This is a genomic window from Allobosea sp. BE125, from assembly GCF_031456075.1.
Lineage (GTDB): Bacteria > Pseudomonadota > Alphaproteobacteria > Rhizobiales > Beijerinckiaceae > Allobosea.
In genome coordinates this window covers 367,388-383,991 of the sequence record NZ_JAVDTY010000005.1, presented here as the reverse complement: position 1 = coordinate 383,991, position 16,604 = coordinate 367,388, and the positions used below count along the sequence as shown (strand labels likewise).

The 16,604-nt window shown below is 66.0% G+C and carries 16 protein-coding genes; 4 read left to right on the top strand and 12 right to left on the bottom strand.

The features are described from left to right. Window positions 1-112: 112 nt before the first annotated feature. From J2Y55_RS14660 to J2Y55_RS14635, 6 genes are all read right to left on the bottom strand, one after another. On the bottom strand, window positions 113-1,222 hold the full coding sequence (locus J2Y55_RS14660; protein ID WP_310154284.1) for a 5-methyltetrahydropteroyltriglutamate--homocysteine S-methyltransferase: 1,110 nt from the start codon (window positions 1,220-1,222) through the stop codon (window positions 113-115). Window positions 1,223-1,276: 54 nt separating this feature from the next. Then, the gene (locus tag J2Y55_RS14655) at window positions 1,277-2,020 is read right to left on the bottom strand and encodes an ABC transporter ATP-binding protein (RefSeq protein WP_310154383.1); all 744 of its coding nucleotides are present in this window, start codon (window positions 2,018-2,020) and stop codon (window positions 1,277-1,279) included. A gap of 31 nt (window positions 2,021-2,051) precedes the next feature. Beyond that, window positions 2,052-2,819, bottom strand: coding sequence for an ABC transporter ATP-binding protein (locus J2Y55_RS14650; protein WP_310154283.1), 768 nt, complete (start codon window positions 2,817-2,819; stop codon window positions 2,052-2,054). Further along, window positions 2,816-3,847, bottom strand: coding sequence for a branched-chain amino acid ABC transporter permease (locus J2Y55_RS14645; protein WP_310154282.1), 1,032 nt, complete (start codon window positions 3,845-3,847; stop codon window positions 2,816-2,818). The genes J2Y55_RS14650 and J2Y55_RS14645 overlap by 4 nt, the downstream gene beginning before the upstream one ends. Window position 3,848: 1 nt before the next feature. Continuing rightward, window positions 3,849-4,703: a branched-chain amino acid ABC transporter permease gene (locus J2Y55_RS14640; RefSeq protein ID WP_310154281.1), complete on the bottom strand. Its 855-nt coding sequence runs from the start codon at window positions 4,701-4,703 to the stop codon at window positions 3,849-3,851. 188 nt (window positions 4,704-4,891) lie between these two features. Then, window positions 4,892-6,100 carry an ABC transporter substrate-binding protein gene (locus tag J2Y55_RS14635; protein WP_404978922.1) on the bottom strand — a complete coding sequence of 403 codons (1,209 nt, stop codon included), beginning with the start codon at window positions 6,098-6,100 and terminating at the stop codon, window positions 4,892-4,894. 247 nt (window positions 6,101-6,347) lie between these two features. Between J2Y55_RS14635 and J2Y55_RS14630 the strand changes: the two genes are divergently transcribed. The 4 genes from J2Y55_RS14630 (at window position 6,348) to cysN (ending at window position 10,700) form a co-directional block, all read left to right on the top strand. Further along, window positions 6,348-7,133, top strand: coding sequence for an SDR family oxidoreductase (locus J2Y55_RS14630; protein WP_310154279.1), 786 nt, complete (start codon window positions 6,348-6,350; stop codon window positions 7,131-7,133). A 203-nt stretch (window positions 7,134-7,336) separates the two neighbouring features. Beyond that, on the top strand, window positions 7,337-8,167 hold the full coding sequence (locus tag J2Y55_RS14625; RefSeq protein ID WP_310154277.1) for a phosphoadenylyl-sulfate reductase: 831 nt from the start codon (window positions 7,337-7,339) through the stop codon (window positions 8,165-8,167). Next, window positions 8,164-9,066 (top strand): sulfate adenylyltransferase subunit CysD, encoded by a 903-nt coding sequence (gene cysD / locus J2Y55_RS14620; RefSeq protein WP_310154275.1) that lies wholly within the window; start codon window positions 8,164-8,166, stop codon window positions 9,064-9,066. Before J2Y55_RS14625 ends, cysD begins: the two co-directional genes overlap by 4 nt. After that, the gene (cysN, locus tag J2Y55_RS14615) at window positions 9,066-10,700 is read left to right on the top strand and encodes a sulfate adenylyltransferase subunit CysN (RefSeq protein WP_310154273.1); all 1,635 of its coding nucleotides are present in this window, start codon (window positions 9,066-9,068) and stop codon (window positions 10,698-10,700) included. The genes cysD and cysN overlap by 1 nt, the downstream gene beginning before the upstream one ends. 67 nt (window positions 10,701-10,767) lie before the next feature. Here cysN and J2Y55_RS14610 read toward each other — a convergent pair whose 3' ends face one another. The 6 genes from J2Y55_RS14610 to J2Y55_RS14585 all read right to left on the bottom strand — a co-directional run bounded on the left by J2Y55_RS14610 (window position 10,768) and on the right by J2Y55_RS14585 (window position 16,601). Further along, window positions 10,768-11,652, bottom strand: coding sequence for an EF-hand domain-containing protein (locus tag J2Y55_RS14610; protein ID WP_310154271.1), 885 nt, complete (start codon window positions 11,650-11,652; stop codon window positions 10,768-10,770). Between the two features lie 187 nt (window positions 11,653-11,839). Further along, on the bottom strand, window positions 11,840-12,247 hold the full coding sequence (locus J2Y55_RS14605; protein WP_310154269.1) for a RidA family protein: 408 nt from the start codon (window positions 12,245-12,247) through the stop codon (window positions 11,840-11,842). 46 nt (window positions 12,248-12,293) lie between these two features. Further along, window positions 12,294-13,937 (bottom strand): benzoate-CoA ligase family protein, encoded by a 1,644-nt coding sequence (locus J2Y55_RS14600; RefSeq protein WP_310154268.1) that lies wholly within the window; start codon window positions 13,935-13,937, stop codon window positions 12,294-12,296. 30 nt (window positions 13,938-13,967) lie between these two features. Then, window positions 13,968-15,170, bottom strand: a complete 1,203-nt coding sequence (locus J2Y55_RS14595; RefSeq protein ID WP_310154378.1) for an acyl-CoA dehydrogenase family protein — start codon at window positions 15,168-15,170, stop codon at window positions 13,968-13,970. A 55-nt stretch (window positions 15,171-15,225) separates the two neighbouring features. Continuing rightward, complete coding sequence (locus J2Y55_RS14590) at window positions 15,226-16,059, bottom strand: enoyl-CoA hydratase family protein (protein ID WP_310154266.1); 834 nt, start codon at window positions 16,057-16,059, stop codon at window positions 15,226-15,228. After that, complete coding sequence (locus tag J2Y55_RS14585) at window positions 16,056-16,601, bottom strand: MarR family winged helix-turn-helix transcriptional regulator (protein ID WP_310154264.1); 546 nt, start codon at window positions 16,599-16,601, stop codon at window positions 16,056-16,058. Before J2Y55_RS14585 ends, J2Y55_RS14590 begins: the two co-directional genes overlap by 4 nt. Window positions 16,602-16,604: the final 3 nt, after the last annotated feature.

The following is a 16,604-nucleotide window of genomic DNA, read 5'->3' as shown; positions in this document are numbered from 1 at the left end:
GCGTCAGTGAGGAGTGAATGCGTTGCGAACCACAGTTCACATCACGCCTTCAGCAGGCGGGTTATGGCGGAAAACCGCCAAAATGGTTAGCGCGCGGCCGGTCGAATGGGGCTCAGCCCCAAATCTCACCTGCCGTCTCCGCGATCAGTTCGAGCTTCCGCCACTGCTCGTCCTCGGCCAGCGTATTGCCTTCCTCGGTCGAGGCGAAGCCGCATTGCGGGGACAGGCAGAGCTGGTCGAGCGCGACGAATTTCGAGGCCTCGTCGATGCGCCGTTTGAGATCGTCCTTGCTCTCCAGCACGCCGGTTTTCGAGGTCACCAACCCGAGCACGACATGTTTGCCCTTGGGCAGGAAGCGCAAGGGCTCGAAGCCGCCGGAGCGGTCATTGTCCCACTCCATGAAATAGCCGTCGACCGGCATGGTGTTGAACAGGAGCTCGGCGATCGGCTCGTAGCCGCCGGATGCGATGAAGGTCGAACGGAAATTGCCGCGGCAAAGATGCATGGTGATGGCGAGGTCTGCCGGCTTGTCCTTGAGCGCGGCCCGCACCATGCCGGCATAGATCTCGGGCTGGTGCTCGGGATCGTCGCCGCGGGCCCGCAGCATCTCGCGCTGGTCGGGGTCGCAGAGATAGGCAAACGAGATGTCGTCGAGCTGCAGATAGCGGCAGCCGGCATCGTAGAAGGCGTGGACGGCCTTGTTATAGGCGGCGCCGACATCGCCGTAGAACGCCTCCATCTGCGGGTAGACGCCCATATTGATCATCTTCCGGCCGCCCCGGTAGTGCAGCATGCTGGGGCCGGGGATGGTCATCTTCGGCGTCGAGCCCGGAGAGACATTGTCGCGCAGGAACTTGAAATGCTCGATCATCGGATGGCCGCTGAACCCGACCTTACCGACGATGCGCAGCGATTTGGCGATGCCGACGCCGCCCTTGAAGTTCATGCCTGAATCGGCCGTGATCGCCTCGATGCCGTCGAGCTCCTCCATGAAGTCGAAATGCCAATAGGCGCGGCGGAACTCGCCATCGGTCACGCCCTTCAGGCCGATCGCCTCCTGCCTGGCGATCAATTTGCGGATCTCGGCATCCTCGATCGCCTTGAAGGCGGCGTCATCGAGCGTCCCGGCGGCGTGCGTCTCGCGGGCCTGCTTGAGCGGGGCGGTGCGCAGCAGGCTGCCGACCATGTCGGCGCGGAAGGGTGGCTTGGTCCTGGTCGTCATGGTCTTGGTCCTCCGATCAGGTCTGGTTGTGGGCGGGCCTGGTTGTGGGCAGGTCTAGCAGTGGGATCGTGGCGACCGTCGCGAGCGGGCCGGCCGTTCGGCGACGGCGAGATGGGCGGACATGGCCGTCTCGTCAGCTAGGAGCGCTTCGGAGCGCGCGGCATGGACGATGGCGCCCCGGTCGAGGATGATCGCTTCGTCGGTGAAGGGCAGGATCTTGCGCGCCTTCTGCTCGACCAGGATCGTGGTCAGCCCGCCCTCGCGGTTGAGCCGGGCGATCGCAGCCAGCAATTCATCGACGATGATCGGGGCGAGCCCCTCCAGCGGCTCGTCGAGCAGCAGCAGGTCGGGGTCGAGCATCAGGGCGCGTGCGACCGCCAGCATCTGCTGTTCGCCGCCGGAGAGCTGGTTGCCGAGATTGCGGCGGCGCTCGCCGAGACGCGGGAACAATTCATAGGCGCGCGCGACCGTCCAGGCCGTGCCTCGTTGAACGACCGTCAGGTTTTCCTCGACCGTGAGCGAGCGGAAGATGTTGCGCTCCTGCGGAACCCAGCCGATGCCGATCGCCGCGCGCCTCTCGGGAGGCAGATGGGTGATGTCCTCGCCCTTGAAGCGGATGCGGCCCGAGACATGGCGGGTCAGCCCCATGATCGTGTCGATCAGCGTGGTCTTGCCGGTGCCGTTGCGCCCCAGCAGCGCCAGCGCCTTGCCGTCGGCGAGCCGCAGAGACAGCCCGTTGATGACGATCGCCTCGCGATAGCCGGCGACGAGGTCGTCGATTTCGAGCAGGCCGGCGATGGCTTGGGACTTGGATAAGAGACTTTGGGGCTCAGACATGCGCGTCCTCCCCGAGATAGACGGCCTTCACGCGTGGGTCGGTCGAAATCTCCTCGACGCCGCCTTCCGCGAAGAGCTGGCCCTGGACCAGCACCGAGATCCGGTCGGCGAAGGAGAAGACCAGCTCCATGTCGTGTTCGATCAGCAGGACGGTGACGTCCTGCGGCAGCGCCTCGACGCTGTCGAGCACGTCGTGGCGTTCATCCTCCGGCACGCCGGCCGCAGGCTCGTCGAGCAGGAGCAGCTTCGGCTTGCAGGCCATGGCGAGCGCGATCTCGAGCAGCCGCTGCTTGCCATAGGGCAGTGTCGCGGTACGCCACATCATCACTTCACCGAGCTTCATGCGCGTGAGCAGCGCCTCGGCTTCGTCGACGACCGCGCTGTTCTGGCCGACGCGGCTCCACCAGCGCGCACCGGCACCCTCGCGCTCGGCGATGGCGAGGCCGACGGTCTCGATCGGCGTGAGATCGGCGAAAAGCTGGTTGATCTGGTAGGTCCGCGCCATGCCGCGCTTGACGCGGCCTTGCTGGCTGACGCGCGTCACATCCTCGTCCAGCAGCCGGACCGTGCCGGAGGTCGCCGGCAGCACGCCTGTGAGCAGGTTGATGAAGGTGGTCTTGCCGGCGCCGTTGGGGCCGATCAGCGCATGGCGCGCGCCCTTGGCGACGCTGAGCGAGATCTCCGAATTGGCCTTGAAGCCGCCGAAGGACTTGCTCAGCCCGAGAGTTTGGAGGGCGAGCGTCTGGTGGGCGAGCGTCATGGCCGGCGCGCTCCCAGCAACCTGAGCAGCGGGGCAAAAGGCCTGGCCAGCGTGGCCATCAAGCGGTCGCGACCGATCAGCACCAGGATCACCAGGATGAAGCCCATCCAGAAGATCCAATAGGCCGGCGTCATCGCCGAGAGCGTGTCCTTCATCAGCTTGAAGGCGATCGCGCCGATCAGCCCGCCATAGAGATAGCCGGAGCCGCCGATGACAAGCACCAGCAGTGCGTCGGCCGAGCGCGCGAAATCGAGCACCTCCAGCGAGACGAACTGCGTCGTCTGGGTGAGCAGGGCGCCGGCCATGCCGGCATAGACGGCGGCCAATGTGTAGATCGCGACGATGCGTCGGTTCGGCGCGATGCCGATCGTCGCCGCGCGCAGGCGGTTGTCCTTGAGCGCCTTCAGCGACAGGCCGAAAGGCGAATGCACGATCCGCCTTGCCAGCAGGAAGAGCAGGAATGTCGCGGTCAGGCTGTAGGTATAGGCCTTGGTGCCGGCGAAATCGAAATCGAAGCGGCCCAGGATCGGGCCGACCGAGACGCCGAGCAAGCCGTCCGCGCCGCCGGTGATCCAGTCGAGCCGGTTGGCGAGTTCGTGGAAGATCAGGGCGACGCCGAGCGTCACCATCAGCCGGGTCAGATCCGTGCCGCGCAGGATCATGAAACTGGCGAGGAAGCCGACGAGGCCGGCCGCCGCCCCCGACAGCAGGAGCCCGGTCACCGGCTCGGACACGCCGTGCTTGGCGAGCAGCCCCGCCGCATAAGCCCCGACGCCGAAGAAGGCTGCATGTCCGAGCGAGACGATGCCGGCATAGCCCAGGATCAGGTCGAGCGAGAGCGCGAACAGCCCCAGGATCGCGATTTCGTTGAGCAGGAGATGGCGATTCGGAAACAGAAGAATCAGTCCGAAAGCACTGATCCAGAACAGGATTTCCGGCCAGCGCCAGGCTGCCTTCGCTTTCAGGAAGGCGGCGGGTGAGGGCGCTTGCGCCCCCAGCGGCCGGGTACGGGGAGGTTTGCTGAGCATCTCAGCGCCCACGCGCGAACAGGCCCTGCGGCCTGAGCATCAGGACTGCCAGCATGATCGCATAAATGATGAAGGCTCCAAGCTGCGGCACGAGATATTTGCCCATCACGTCGGCGACGCCGAGCATGAGCGCCGCCAGCAGCGGCCCGGTCAGGCTCGAGGTGCCGCCAACCGTGACCACGATCAGGAAGTAGAGCATGAATTTGAGCGGGAAGGTCGGATCGAGCCCGACGATCTCGGCGCCGAGCGCGCCGCCAAGCCCCGCCAGACCGGAGCCGAAGGCGAAGGTGATGGCGAAGACCTTGACCACCGGGATGCCGAGCCCGCGCGCCGCGCGCCGGTCATCGACGGCGGCGCGCAACTGGCTGCCGAAGCGCGTCTTCGCCAGCATCCATTGCAGGCCAAGCGCCATCAGGCCGCAGAGCACCACGATGAAAAGCCGGTAGATGCCGATGCCGACCCCGCCGATGAAGATGCGGCCCTGCAGATAAGCCGGCAGATGGATGTTCTGCTGCTGCGAGCCCATCAGATAGTCGGTCGCGGCGATCGACATGAAAACCAGGCCGATCGAGAACAGCACCTGGTCGAGATGGCTGCGCTCATACATGTGCCGATAGAGCGCGCGCTCGAAGAGCAGGCCCAGCGCCGCACTGAACAGGAAGGCGAGCGGCAGGCAAAGCAGGAACGGCACACTGAGCCGGTTCATCAGGATGACGGTGGCGTAGCCGCCGGCCATGGCGAAGGCGCCATGCGCCAGATTGACGAAGTTCATCAAGCCGAGCGTCACTGCCAGCCCCGCCGCCAGCACGAAGAGCAGCATGCCATAGGCGATCCCGTCGAACAGGATGGTCAGCAAGGAGGGCTCCACTCTCGGGTTGGAGTTGCCAGTGCTAGATCGTCATTGCGAGGAGCGCAGCGACGAAGCAATCCAGGGGGAGGTCGAGCACGGCCGCTCTGGATTGCTTCGCGGAGCCTGTACTCTGGCTTGCCGAAGGCAAGACCCGGGTGCTCGCAATGACGGTTGCGGTCTTGATGATCAGTGCCTTACTTCGCGGCCTTCACCGGGTCCGGCACAGCCTCGAAGGTCGAGAACTCGACATTGTAGAGTTCGCCATTCACCCTCTCGACCTTGCGGACATAGACGTTCTGGATGATGTCGCGCGTCTTGGGGTCGATCGAGATCGGCCCGCGCGGGCTGACCCAGCTCATGCCCTTCATCGCCTCGACCAGCTTGGTACCGTCGGTGTCGCCATTGGTCTTTTTCAGCGCCTGATAGATCAGGTGCATGCCGTCCCAGCCGCCCACCGCCATGAAATTGGGCCGCACATTGGCGGATTTGCGGAAGGCCTCGACGAAGGCCTTGTTCTCGGGCGAGGGATGGGCCGCCGAATAGTGATGCGTGGTGACGAGGCCGAGTGTGACGTCGCCCATGCTGTCGAGCGATTCGTCATCGGTGACGTCGCCGGTCGCGATCAGCCGGATGCCGGATTTGTCCAGGCCGCGCTCGACGAATTGCTTCATGAACTGCACGCCGAGGCCCGAGGGTACGAAGACGAAGAGCGCATCGGGTTTGGCGTCCGTGACGCGCTGCAGGAAAGGCGAGAAGTCGGGATTGCGCAGCGGGATGCGGATTTCGCCGGTGATCTCGCCGCCGGCTGCCGTCAGCCGCTCTTTGAACGACTTCTCGGCGTCGAGGCCCGGGCCGTAATCGGCGACCAGCGTCATCGCCTTCTTGATGCCGTTCTTCGAGGCCCAGTCGGCGATGCCGATCGTCACCTGCGGCAAGGTGAAGGAGGTTCGCACGATGAAGGGGGACTGTTCGGTGATCGAGGAGGTGCCTGCCGCCATGACGATCTGCGGCGTCTTCGACTGCGTCGCCAGCGGCGCCACCGCGAAGGCGAGCGGGGTTAGCCCGAAACCGGCCAGGAAGGAGACCTTGTCGTTGACCAGCAGTTCCTGCGCGATGCGACGGGTGACGTCGGGCGTGCCGGTATCGTCCTTGACGATCAGCTCGATCGTCTTGCCCGCGACGCTCGCGCCGTTCTGCGCAATGTAGAGCTTCGCGGCGGCCTCGATCTGCCGGCCGATCGCGCCGGCGAAGGGGCCGGTCATCGGCAGGATCAGACCGATCTTGACGGTCTGTTGTGCTTGCGCCTGTGCCGGCGCCGAGGCGAGCATGAGGGCCGTGCCGCCCAGGGCCAGCAAGGCACGGCGTGATAAGGCGCGCGATAATGCGAATCTCGATTTCGGCATGATACCCCTCCCAAAACGTGCGATTACCGCACTACTATTTTGAATTCGCACAATTTTCCGCTGGCCGATGCCGTCTGTCAATCTGGTCGAAAGGCGATGCCGGCCGTAGCCTAGCACGCGCCAGCGCAACGCGTCCTCGTCCTGTCTGCCCCGGCGCAGGCGGCCATTCCCTTGGCGAGGCCGAGCCGCTATCAGCGAGCCGACCGCGCGCGAACGCGTGCGCCCAGGAAACCGGACGGAGCACATCATGGATCTCGGCCTTCACGACAAGCGCGCTCTGGTGCTGGGCGCGAGCCGCGGCCTCGGCGCAGCCATCGCCCGGACGCTCGCGGCGGAGGGTGCGACGGTGATCGCGGCCGCACGCAACGTCGCCGCGACCAACGCCTGGATCGCCGACTGTCCCGCAGAGATGCGCGGGCGCCTCTCCTCCGTGAGCCTCGATTTGTCGGATATCGCAGCCGTCGACACGTTTCTCGGTGAGCTCAATGGCACTGGGGGCGTCGACATCCTGATCGGCAATTCGGGCGGCCCGCCGCCGGCCGAGGCGCGCGAGGCCAAGCGCGAGGACTGGCTGAAGCATTTCGAGGGGATGGCGGCCAACCTCTTCCACCTTGCGCAGGGCCTGCTGCCTGGCATGACGGGGCGCGGCTTCGGCCGCATCATCACCATCGCCTCATCCGGCGTGGAACAGCCGATCCCGCGCCTGGCGCTGTCGAACGGCATCCGCTCGGCGGTGATCGGCTGGTCGAAGACGCTCTCGGCGGAAGTCGCCGCGCAAGGCGTCACGGTGAATGTCGTCCTGCCCGGGCGCATCCATACCGAGCGCGTCGACCAGCTCGACAAGGCCGCCGCTGACCGCACCGGCGTCACGCCCGACGAGGCGGCCAAGGCCTCGCGCGCGACGATTCCGGTCGGGCGCTACGGCACGGCGCAGGAATTCGCCGATGTCGTTGCCTTCCTGGCCAGCACGCGGGCGAGCTATGTCACCGGCGCCAAGATCCGCATCGATGGCGGAGCCACGCGCGGGATCTGACGCTCTGCATGATCTGAACCCGGCAGGGGCGCGAGCGCCCACGATTCCGCAGCGGAAACGGGCCGTTTGCCTCGCTGCGGAAGGTTGTTCTCCTTTTTAAGTGAAATAAGAAAAACCACGCTACTGCCTGTGAATTGATCATTCGGGCTTTCGGGACTAGGTGAAGCGTTCGATTTACCGAACGCTTCACCTGGCGAAAACCGATGTCCGCCGATCTCTTGAATGCACCGGGCCTATCCGGTCGGATCACCGCTTCGGACGCTCCAACTACTGGCGCGACGCTGGAGCAGCGGGCCCAGGCCTTGAACGAGGCGTTCGGTGCGGCGGATGTCGCTGCCCGGCTCACTGGCGCCGCAGCAGCTGCGCATGGTCGCCTCGTCTTCACGACCAGCTTCGGCCTGGAGGACCAGGTCCTCACCCATTTCATCATCGATGCCGGACTTCCGGTCGAGATCGTGACGCTCGACACCGATCGGTTGTTTCCGGAGGTCCATGCGCTCTGGAAAGAGACCGAGGCGCATTTCGGCGTCCGGATCCTGCCGTTCTACCCGCGTCATGACGCGGTCGAGGGGTTTGTCGGCGAATATGGCCTCGACGGCTTCTACACCTCGCGCGAGGCGCGCAAGGCCTGCTGCGACATTCGCAAGGTGGAGCCGCTCGGGCGGGCGCTGGCCGGCGCCGACATCTGGATCACCGGACTGCGCGCCGATCAGTCGGCCGCGCGCGGCGGCGTCCGCTTCGCCGAGGCCGAGGCGGCGAGGGGGCTGATCAAGCTCAGCCCCTTGCTCGACTGGTCGCGCGACAGGACGCTCGCCTTCGCCAAGGCGAATGGTGTTCCGCTCAACCCGCTACACGAGAAGGGTTTCGTCTCGATCGGTTGCCAACCCTGCACACGCGCCATCCGCCCCGGCGAGCCCGAGCGGGCCGGGCGCTGGTGGTGGGAGGACGATGCGGCCAAGGAATGCGGACTCCATGTCGGCCCGGACGGGAAGCTGACGCGGGCGAAGTCCGCTTCGCTGGGAGCCGGCGCATGATCCAGCTCAGCCATCTCCAGAAGCTCGAAGCCGAGGCGATCTTCATCATCCGCGAGGTCGTGGCGACCTGCGACAAGCCGGTGCTGCTCTATTCGATCGGCAAGGATTCCGCCGTCCTGCTGCATCTCGCCATGAAGGCGTTCTACCCGGCCAAGCCGCCTTTCCCGCTGCTCCACGTCGATACGACCTGGAAGTTCCGCGAGATGATCGCCTTCCGCGACGAGACCGCCGCCCGGCTCGGGCTCGATCTCATCGTGCATGTCAACCAGGAGGGCGTGAAGGCAGGCATCGGCCCCTTCGCCTCAGGCTCGCGCATCCATACCGATGTGATGAAGACGCAAGGCCTGAAACAGGCGCTCGACCTGCATAAATTCGACGCGGCCTTCGGCGGCGCCCGGCGTGACGAGGAGAAGAGCCGCGCCAAGGAGCGCGTCTTCTCCCTGCGCTCGCCCGAGCATCGCTGGGACCCGAAGAACCAGCGGCCCGAGCCCTGGCAATTGTTCAACACCCGCAAGCACAAGGGCGAGAGTTTTCGCGTGTTTCCGCTCTCCAATTGGACCGAGCGCGACGTCTGGGACTACATCGCGCTCGAGAATATTCCGGTCGTGCCGCTTTATTTCGCCGCTCCGCGCCCGGTGGTGAAGCGCGACGGCGCCTGGATCATGCGCGATGACGAGCGCATGGAGCTCCGGCCCGGCGAGGTCGTCGAGAGCCGCATGGTCCGCTTCCGCACGCTCGGCTGCTATCCGCTGACGGGAGCGGTCGAGAGCGAAGCCGCGAGCCTGACCGAGATCATCGCCGAGATGCGCTCCTCGCGCTCGTCGGAGCGGCAGGGCCGCGTCATCGACCATGACGGCGCGGGCTCGATGGAGCAGAAGAAGCAGGAAGGCTATTTCTGATGACCGCGCTGGCCAAGGAAAAGCGGTCCTCGGGCCCGGCTGCCGGGCAGGTTCCTGCCAATGATTCGACCGGCCTCGAAGCCTCGGGCCAGCATTCCCTGCTGCGCTTCATCACCTGCGGTTCGGTCGATGACGGCAAGTCGACGCTGATCGGCCGGATGCTCTATGAAGCCGGTGCGGTGCTGGACGATCAGCTCGACACGCTCGACGCCGATTCCCGCAAATTCGGCACGCAGGGGACACAGCCCGATTTCGCCTTGCTCGTCGACGGCCTGTCGGCGGAGCGCGAGCAGGGCATCACCATCGATGTCGCCTATCGCTATTTCGCCACGGAGAAGCGCAGCTTCATCGTCGCCGACACGCCCGGCCACGAGCAATACACCCGCAACATGGCGACAGGCGCCTCGACCGCCGATCTCGCCATCATCCTGATCGATGCGCGCAAAGGCCTGCTGCCGCAGACGCGGCGGCACTCCTTCATCGTCTCGCTGGTCGGCGTCCGCCATGTCGTGGTCGCGGTCAACAAGATGGACCTCGTCGGCTATGACGAGTCTGTCTTCCGCCGCATCGTCGAGGATTATCGCGAGGCGACGAAGTCGCTGGGCTTCGCCTCGGTCCGCTTCATCCCGGTCTCGGCGCGCGACGGCGAGAACGTGATGCGCCGCTCGCCCGCCATGCCCTGGCATGACGGTCCGGCGCTGCTGCCCCTGCTTGAAACCATCTCGGTCGCGCCGGAGCAGCACGGCGAGGAGGGCTTCGTGCTGCCGGTGCAGTGGGTCAACCGGCCCAATCTCGATTTCCGCGGCTATGCCGGCCTGGCCGTGCGCGGCCGAGCGCGCGTCGGCGATGCCGTGACCGTCCTGCCCTCGGGGCGGGCGAGCCGCATCGCCCGTTTGATCGGCGCGGCAGGCGAGGCCAGCAACGCCGCCGTCGGCCAGGCCGTGACCGTGACGCTGGAGGACGATGTCGATGTCTCGCGCGGCGATGTCATCATTGCAGGGTCTTCATCCGTGCCGGTCAGCCGCGAAGTGAAGGCGCGCCTGCTCTGGACCGGCGAACGCGCCTTGCTGCAGGGCGGCCAATTCCTGCTCAAGCTCGCGACGCAAAGCGCCAATGCGACGCTGGACGTGCTGCATCACAGCATCGATATCGAAGGCTTCCGTCCGGTGCCGGCCCAGAGCCTGCGCATGAACGGCATCGGTTTCGTCACCTTGAAGCTCGACAAGCCCGTCATCGCCCTGCCTTACCGGGAGAACCGTGAGCTTGGTGGCTTCATCCTGATCGACCGGATCAGCAACGAGACGGTCGCTTTCGGCTTCGTCGAGGCGGCTGCGGGCGCAGGTTCGGCCGGTGGCGCTGCGACCGGCCCGCTGGCGCGTTTGCGGCAGGCGCTCATCCGGACTGTCGGCCGCTCCGGCACGCCCGATCGCCGGTTGTGGCTGGCTGCGGTGAGCTGGCGGCTCCTGAGCACGGCCGGGCTGTTCCTGGCAACCTGGGCGGTGACTGAGCAGGTCGGCATATCAGCTGTGCTGGCGCTCGGGGATATTGCCCTGCGGCCGCTGCTGCGCAGGCTCCACGCGCTGCTGTGGCGTGAGCGCGCAGGCTCGGCCTTGCAGGACGGCGCAGGTATCTGAGAGGCGCTGGGTCTCCAGGAGACGCCGACCGGCATTCTGCCGGCCGGAGTTGATCAGGCGATGGAGGTCACGCCGCCTGCGAATAGCTGCTGGTTGCGGAGCTCGAGGCTCCCAACTGGTAGGCGCTGCCATAGCTCTGCGAGGCGTTGAGGAACGCGGCCGGGGGCTGGGGCGGAGGTCCGCGCCTGTCCAACGCCTGCTGGAAGGCGGTCTGCTCGTCCTTGGAGATCGATCTGTTCTTGTCTGAATCGATCGCATCGAACAGCTTGCTCAAAAGATCGCTGGAACCGGAAGCCGTCTTGTCGGAGGACAGGGCGCTCAGGAATTCGTCCTTGGCGACGCTGCCATCCGAATTCGCATCGAGTTGCGAGAAGATGTCCTGATCGTCGGTGTCCTCGCTGGAGGCGTCCTGCGCAGGCGGCGGAGGTGGCGGAGGTCCGGCAGCCTTGAGCGTGTCCTGGAAGGCCTTGGTCTCGTCTTTCGAGATCGAACCGTCGGAGTTGGAGTCGATCGCGTCGAAGAGGTCGCCCAAGGCGCTGGTCGAGTCGCTCGTGCCCATGGAGAAGGCCTGGGTGAACTCGTCCTTGGCGATGCTGCCGTCGGAGTTCGCATCGATTTTCGAGAAGATGTCGGTGTCGTCGCTCGTCGCGCTGTCGCTGGCGCTGCTCGTCTGGCCGGATTGAAGCCCGAACAGGAAGGACTGCAATTGCTGGCCTGCTTTTTCGGCCTTGGCCTTGAACGCATCCGACTCGGCCTTTGTGACCGAGCCGTCGCTGTCGCTGTCGATCGCCTTGAAAAGCGCTTCACTCTTGGCGCTGTCAGCGCCCTTGGGAGCTCCGCTCTGGAACTCGTCGAGACTGAGCGAGCCGCTGCTGTCGCTGTCTAGCGTGTCGAAGCTGGGTGGTTTCGGCGGAGGCGGACGAAAGCCGCCAACGCTGCCGATGCTGGACATGAAATGTCTCCATCACTGATTGCCGCCGGTCGACGGCGCAAACAGAGTCAAGGAGCAACTCATGCTGGATTGCTAAGCCTGTGCCATTGCAGGAAGGATCTTGGTTTCGATTGTTTTCGAAATGCAGGCTTCGAAACATATGGAAACATAATCGCCGCGCCGGGGCAGGCCTTCAGGAGACTGGCCTTCAGCTGCCGATGACCGCGGTCGCTTCGATCTCGATCAGGGCCTGCAGTTCGACCAGCGCCACCACCTGCACCACGGCCATGGCGGGGAAATGCCGGCCGAGCACCTCGCGGTAGACCGGGCCCATCTCTTTCAGGCTGGCGCGATAGGTCGCGATGTCGGTGACGTACCAGGTCAGCCGGACGATATCCTCGACATGCCCGCCGCCGGCCTCGATCACGGCCTTGATGTTGATCAGCGTCTGTCGAAGCTGCGGCAGGAAGCCCTGCGCGAAGACGCCGGCCGCGTCCCAGCCGACGAGCCCGCCGGTGACCAGGACGCGCCCTTCCGCGACCATGCCGTTGGCATAGCCGCGTGGCGTGGGCCAGCCCTCCGGCAGGATGGCGCGTTGTGTTGCAGCACTCGACATGGTGTCGCCTCGGTTGGGCCGTTCCGGCTCGTGTTTCGAAGAAGGGTCAGGCCTCGCCGCGCGCGATCTCGCGCAATGCGAAGCGCTGCAGCTTGCCGGTCGGCGTTTTGGGCAGAGCCGTCACGAAGGCGACGGCGCGCGGGTATTTATAGGGCGCGATATGGGCTTTCACGTGGTCCTGCAACGCCTTGACGAGGTTCGCATCGCCCTGGAAACCCTCGCGCAGCACGACATAGGCTTTGACGATCTGTCCCCGATCCGGACAGGGCGCACCGACGACGCCGCATTCGGCGACTGCGGGGTGCGTCAGCAGGCAGATTTCGACCTCGGGGCCGGCGATGTTGTAGCCGGCCGAGATGATCATGTCGTCGGAGCGGGCCTGATACCAGAAATAGCCGTCCGCATCGCGCAGATAGGTGTCGCCGGTGATGTTCCAGCCATCCAGCACATATCTGGCCTGGCGCGCATCGGCGAGATAGCGGCAGCCTGTCGGGCCGCGTACCGCCAGCCGGCCAGGCGTGCCGTCGGGGCACTCGACGCCGGCCTCGTCGACGATCTTGGCCTCATAGCCGGGAACGGGGAGACCGGTCGCGCCCGGCCTGATCGTCTCCCGCGGTGCGCCGATGAAGATGTGCAGCATCTCGGTCGCGCCGATGCCGTCCATCAGCGGCAGGCCGGTCTTGGCCGCCCAAGCCTCGAAGGTCGGCTTGGGCAGGGCCTCGCCGGCCGAGACGCAGATGCGCAGGCTGGAGATGTCGCGCCCTTCGAGCCGGTCGAGCATGGCGCGATAGGCCGTCGGCGCGGTGAAGACGACGGATGCCTTGTGACGCTCGATCGCGTCGATCAGATCGGGTGGGCCGGCCTTCTCCGGCAGGATCATCGCCGCGCCGATCCGCATCGGGAAGAGCACGAGCCCGCCGAGCCCGAAGGTGAAGGCGAGCGGCGGCGAGCCGATGAAGCGGTCGTCCGGATCGGCCTTGAGCACGCGGGCGCCATAGCAGTCGCAGATTGCCAGGATGTCGCGCTGGAAATGCATCGTGCCCTTGGGCTCGCCGGTCGTGCCGGAGGTGAAGCCGATCAGGCAGACATCGTCGCTCGCCGTGTCGGCGGCAGTGAAGCTCTCATAACCGGGCTGGCGCATCAGCACATCGAGGCTACCAGTCGCATCGTCGCCCCAGCCTACGATCCGTGTCAGCTCCGGCGCCTGGGCCTGGGCTGCCTCCAGCTCGGAGAGCAGGCGATGGTCGCACAGCGCCAGCGAAATCTTCGCCTTGCGGATCGGATAAACCAACTCACCCACGCGTAGCATCGGCATGGTCGCGACCACGACGCCGCCGGCCTTCAGCACGGCGAGATAGCTCGCCACCATCATCGGCGTGTTGGCGGCGCGCAGCAGCACGCGGTTGCCCGTAACCATGCCGAGGTCGCGGGTCAGCACATTGGCGATGCGGTTCACCTGTTCGGCGAGATCGGCATAGCTCCAGCGCAGATCGCCCGCGATGATCGCGGTCCGCCCACCGCGCCCGTCCGAGATATGGCGATCGAGCAGCTCCGTGACGACGTTGAGCCGTTCCGGATAGGTCAGCCCCGCTTCTGTCAGCCTGAGATCGGGCCAGCTGTCGCGCGGCGGCAGGTTGTCCCGCGCGAAACCGTCCTCATGTCCCGATCTCGCGAATCCGGTTGCTGTCATCTCGTCCCCCCAGCCTAAAGCCGAATCCGATCAGGTTGGATCGACCTGATCGGCGCGTGCTCGAGCGGCATGTGTCTTCAGCAGGTCGCGTGCGATCACGACCTTCTGGACCTCGCTGGCGCCCTCATAAATCCGCAAGGCCCTGATTTCCCGGTACAATTCCTCCACCTTGACGCCCTTGGTCACACCGAGCCCGCCATGGATCTGGACGGCACGGTCGATGACGCGCTGGGCGTTCTCTGTTGCGACGAGTTTGGCGAGCGCCGCCTCGCGGGTAACGCGGGGCGCGCCGCGATCCTTGGTCCAGGCGGCGCGATAGACCAGCAGCGCCGCCGCATCGACCTCGGCTGCGCTGTCGGCGATGGCGGCTTGCGACAATTGCAGGTCGCCGAGCGTGCCGCCGAAGAGCTTGCGGCCATTGGCGTGCGAGACCGTCTCGTGCAGCGCCCGCCTTGCGAAGCCAAGTGCGGCCGCGCCGACGGTCGAGCGGAAGATGTCGAGCGTCGCCATCGCGACCTTGAAGCCGTCGCCGGGGCCGCCGATGCGGTTCTCGACCGGAATCCGGCAGGCATCGAAGCGCAAGGTGGCGAGCGGGTGCGGCGCGATCACGTCGATACGCTCGGCGATGCTCAGGCCGGGCGTGTCCGCCTCGACCAGATAGGCCGAGAGGCCGCGCGCACCGGGCGCCTCGCCGGAGCGAGCGAAGACGACATAGTGGTCGGCGATGCCGCCATTCGAGATCCAGGTCTTTTCGCCGTCGATCCGGATATGCGTGTTGCCGTCCGGTGTTGCGGTCGTCGCCATTGCGGCGACGTCGGAACCGGCCTCATTTTCCGATAATGCGAAGGCGGCGATGCGCTTGCCGTCGCGGATGCCGGGCAGGATGCGCTGCTTCATCGCCTGCGAGCCTGCGAGCGTGATCGACCCCGTGCCGAGCCCCTGCATGGCGAAGGCGAAATCGGCGAGCCCGTCGCGCGCCGCCAGGATCTCGCGGGCGAGGCAGAGTGTGCGGACATCGAGCGCCTCGCTCAGGCCGCCATAGGCCGCCGGCACCACGGCCTTGAGGAAGCCCGCCTCGCCAAGCGCCTTGACGCGGGCTCGGCAGGCGACGTCGACATCGTCATGCGGCAAGCCGGGCAGGGTGGTGTCGGCCCAGGCCGAAAGCGCCTCGGCGAAGCGGCGATGGCGATCCTCGAAGAAGGGCCAGTCGAGCGTGTCGTCCAGGATCGCCATGCCCAAAGTCGCACTACCCAAAGTCGCCATGCCAGGAATGCCGCTGCCCGCCATCTCAATTCCCCTCGAAGACTGGCTTCTGCTTGTTGGCGAAGGCGTGGTAGGCGCGGGCAAAATCCTCGGTCTGCATGCACAAGGCCTGCGCTACGGCCTCTGCCTCGATCGCGCTTTCGACCGACATCGCCCACTCCATTTCGAGCATGCGCTTGGTCATGGCGTTGGCGAAGGTCGGGCCGTCGGCAAGCTCGGCGGCGAGCGCCTGGGCCTCAGCGAGCAGGCTCTCCCTCGCCACGAGCCGGTTGAGGAACCCCCAGCGTTCGGCTTCCTCGCCCTTCAGCGCGCGGCCGGTGTAGAGCAATTCGGCTGCGCGTCCCTGGCCGACGATACGCGGCAGCATCGCGCAGGCGCCCATGTCGCAACCGGCCAGGCCGACGCGGTTGAACAGGAAGGCGATCTTGCTCTCGGCCGTGCCCAACCGCAGATCGGACGCCATCGCCATGATCGCACCCGCGCCGGCGCAGATGCCGTCGATCGCGGCGATGACCGGCTGCGGGCAGGCGCGCATCGCCTTGACCAGTTCGCCGGTCATGCGGGTGAACTTCAGCAGGTCCTTGGTCTCCATCGCGACCAGAGGCCCGATGATCTCGAAGACATCGCCGCCCGAGGAGAAATTGCCGCCGGCGCCGGTGACGACGATCGCCTTGACGTCCTCTTCCTTCTGCGCGGCCAGGAAGAAATCGGTGAGTTCGCGGTAGCTTGCGAAGGTCAGCGGATTCTTCTTCTCAGGTCGGTTCAGCGTCACCGTCGCGACCTTGCCGGCGACGTTCAGCTCGAAATGTGCCGGTGTGAAACCCGCCAGCGGCAAGGTCGTGGCGTTGGCGAGGCTCATGCCTTGTCTCCGTTTGCTGCCTTGTCTCCGTTGGCGCGCTGCGCGATGGCCGCATGCAGGGAAGTTTTGGTGCGGCCGAGCAGCCGGAACAATTGCGTGGTCTCGGCGGGGTCGAGCCCCGCAAAAAGCTCCGCGATCCAGCCCTCATGCCGCTCGGCCATTGCCTTGAAGGCCTTGCGCCCCTGCGCCGTCAGCGTCAGCACCTGCACGCGCCGGTCCTGCGCGGCGGCGCGCTTGTCGACGAGCCCGTCGGCGAGCAGACCGGCCACCACGGCGGTGACATTGCCGTTCGAGACCATCAATCGCTGCGAGACCTCGCCGACGGTCATGCCGGTGGTCGATTTCTCGAGCTGCGCCATCAGGTCGAAGCGCGGGAGCGTCGTCTTGAACTCCTCACGCAGGCGGTTGCGGATCTCGGTCTCGATCAGGGTCGAGCAGGTCAGCATTCTGAGCCAGAGCCGGAGTTCGTCCTTGTGATCGCCGGGGCGTTCGCTGGCCTTGGTCTCGCGGTCGAGCACGAGGCTGGGGGCGGGCGTTTCCATGCT

Coding starts and splice junctions, on each gene's coding strand:
- J2Y55_RS14650 (WP_310154283.1), bottom strand. CDS start 2,819: ATGACGCTCGCCCACCAGACGCTCGCCCTCCAAACTCTCGGGCTGAGC.
- J2Y55_RS14635 (WP_404978922.1), bottom strand. CDS start 6,100: ATGCCGAAATCGAGATTCGCATTATCGCGCGCCTTATCACGCCGTGCC.
- J2Y55_RS14585 (WP_310154264.1), bottom strand. CDS start 16,601: ATGGAAACGCCCGCCCCCAGCCTCGTGCTCGACCGCGAGACCAAGGCC.
- J2Y55_RS14630 (WP_310154279.1), top strand. CDS start 6,348: ATGGATCTCGGCCTTCACGACAAGCGCGCTCTGGTGCTGGGCGCGAGC.
- J2Y55_RS14595 (WP_310154378.1), bottom strand. CDS start 15,170: ATGGCGATCCTGGACGACACGCTCGACTGGCCCTTCTTCGAGGATCGC.
- J2Y55_RS14605 (WP_310154269.1), bottom strand. CDS start 12,247: ATGTCGAGTGCTGCAACACAACGCGCCATCCTGCCGGAGGGCTGGCCC.
- J2Y55_RS14590 (WP_310154266.1), bottom strand. CDS start 16,059: ATGAGCCTCGCCAACGCCACGACCTTGCCGCTGGCGGGTTTCACACCG.
- cysN (WP_310154273.1), top strand. CDS start 9,066: ATGACCGCGCTGGCCAAGGAAAAGCGGTCCTCGGGCCCGGCTGCCGGG.
- J2Y55_RS14645 (WP_310154282.1), bottom strand. CDS start 3,847: ATGCTCAGCAAACCTCCCCGTACCCGGCCGCTGGGGGCGCAAGCGCCC.
- J2Y55_RS14660 (WP_310154284.1), bottom strand. CDS start 1,222: ATGACGACCAGGACCAAGCCACCCTTCCGCGCCGACATGGTCGGCAGC.
- cysD (WP_310154275.1), top strand. CDS start 8,164: ATGATCCAGCTCAGCCATCTCCAGAAGCTCGAAGCCGAGGCGATCTTC.
- J2Y55_RS14610 (WP_310154271.1), bottom strand. CDS start 11,652: ATGTCCAGCATCGGCAGCGTTGGCGGCTTTCGTCCGCCTCCGCCGAAA.
- J2Y55_RS14600 (WP_310154268.1), bottom strand. CDS start 13,937: ATGACAGCAACCGGATTCGCGAGATCGGGACATGAGGACGGTTTCGCG.
- J2Y55_RS14625 (WP_310154277.1), top strand. CDS start 7,337: ATGTCCGCCGATCTCTTGAATGCACCGGGCCTATCCGGTCGGATCACC.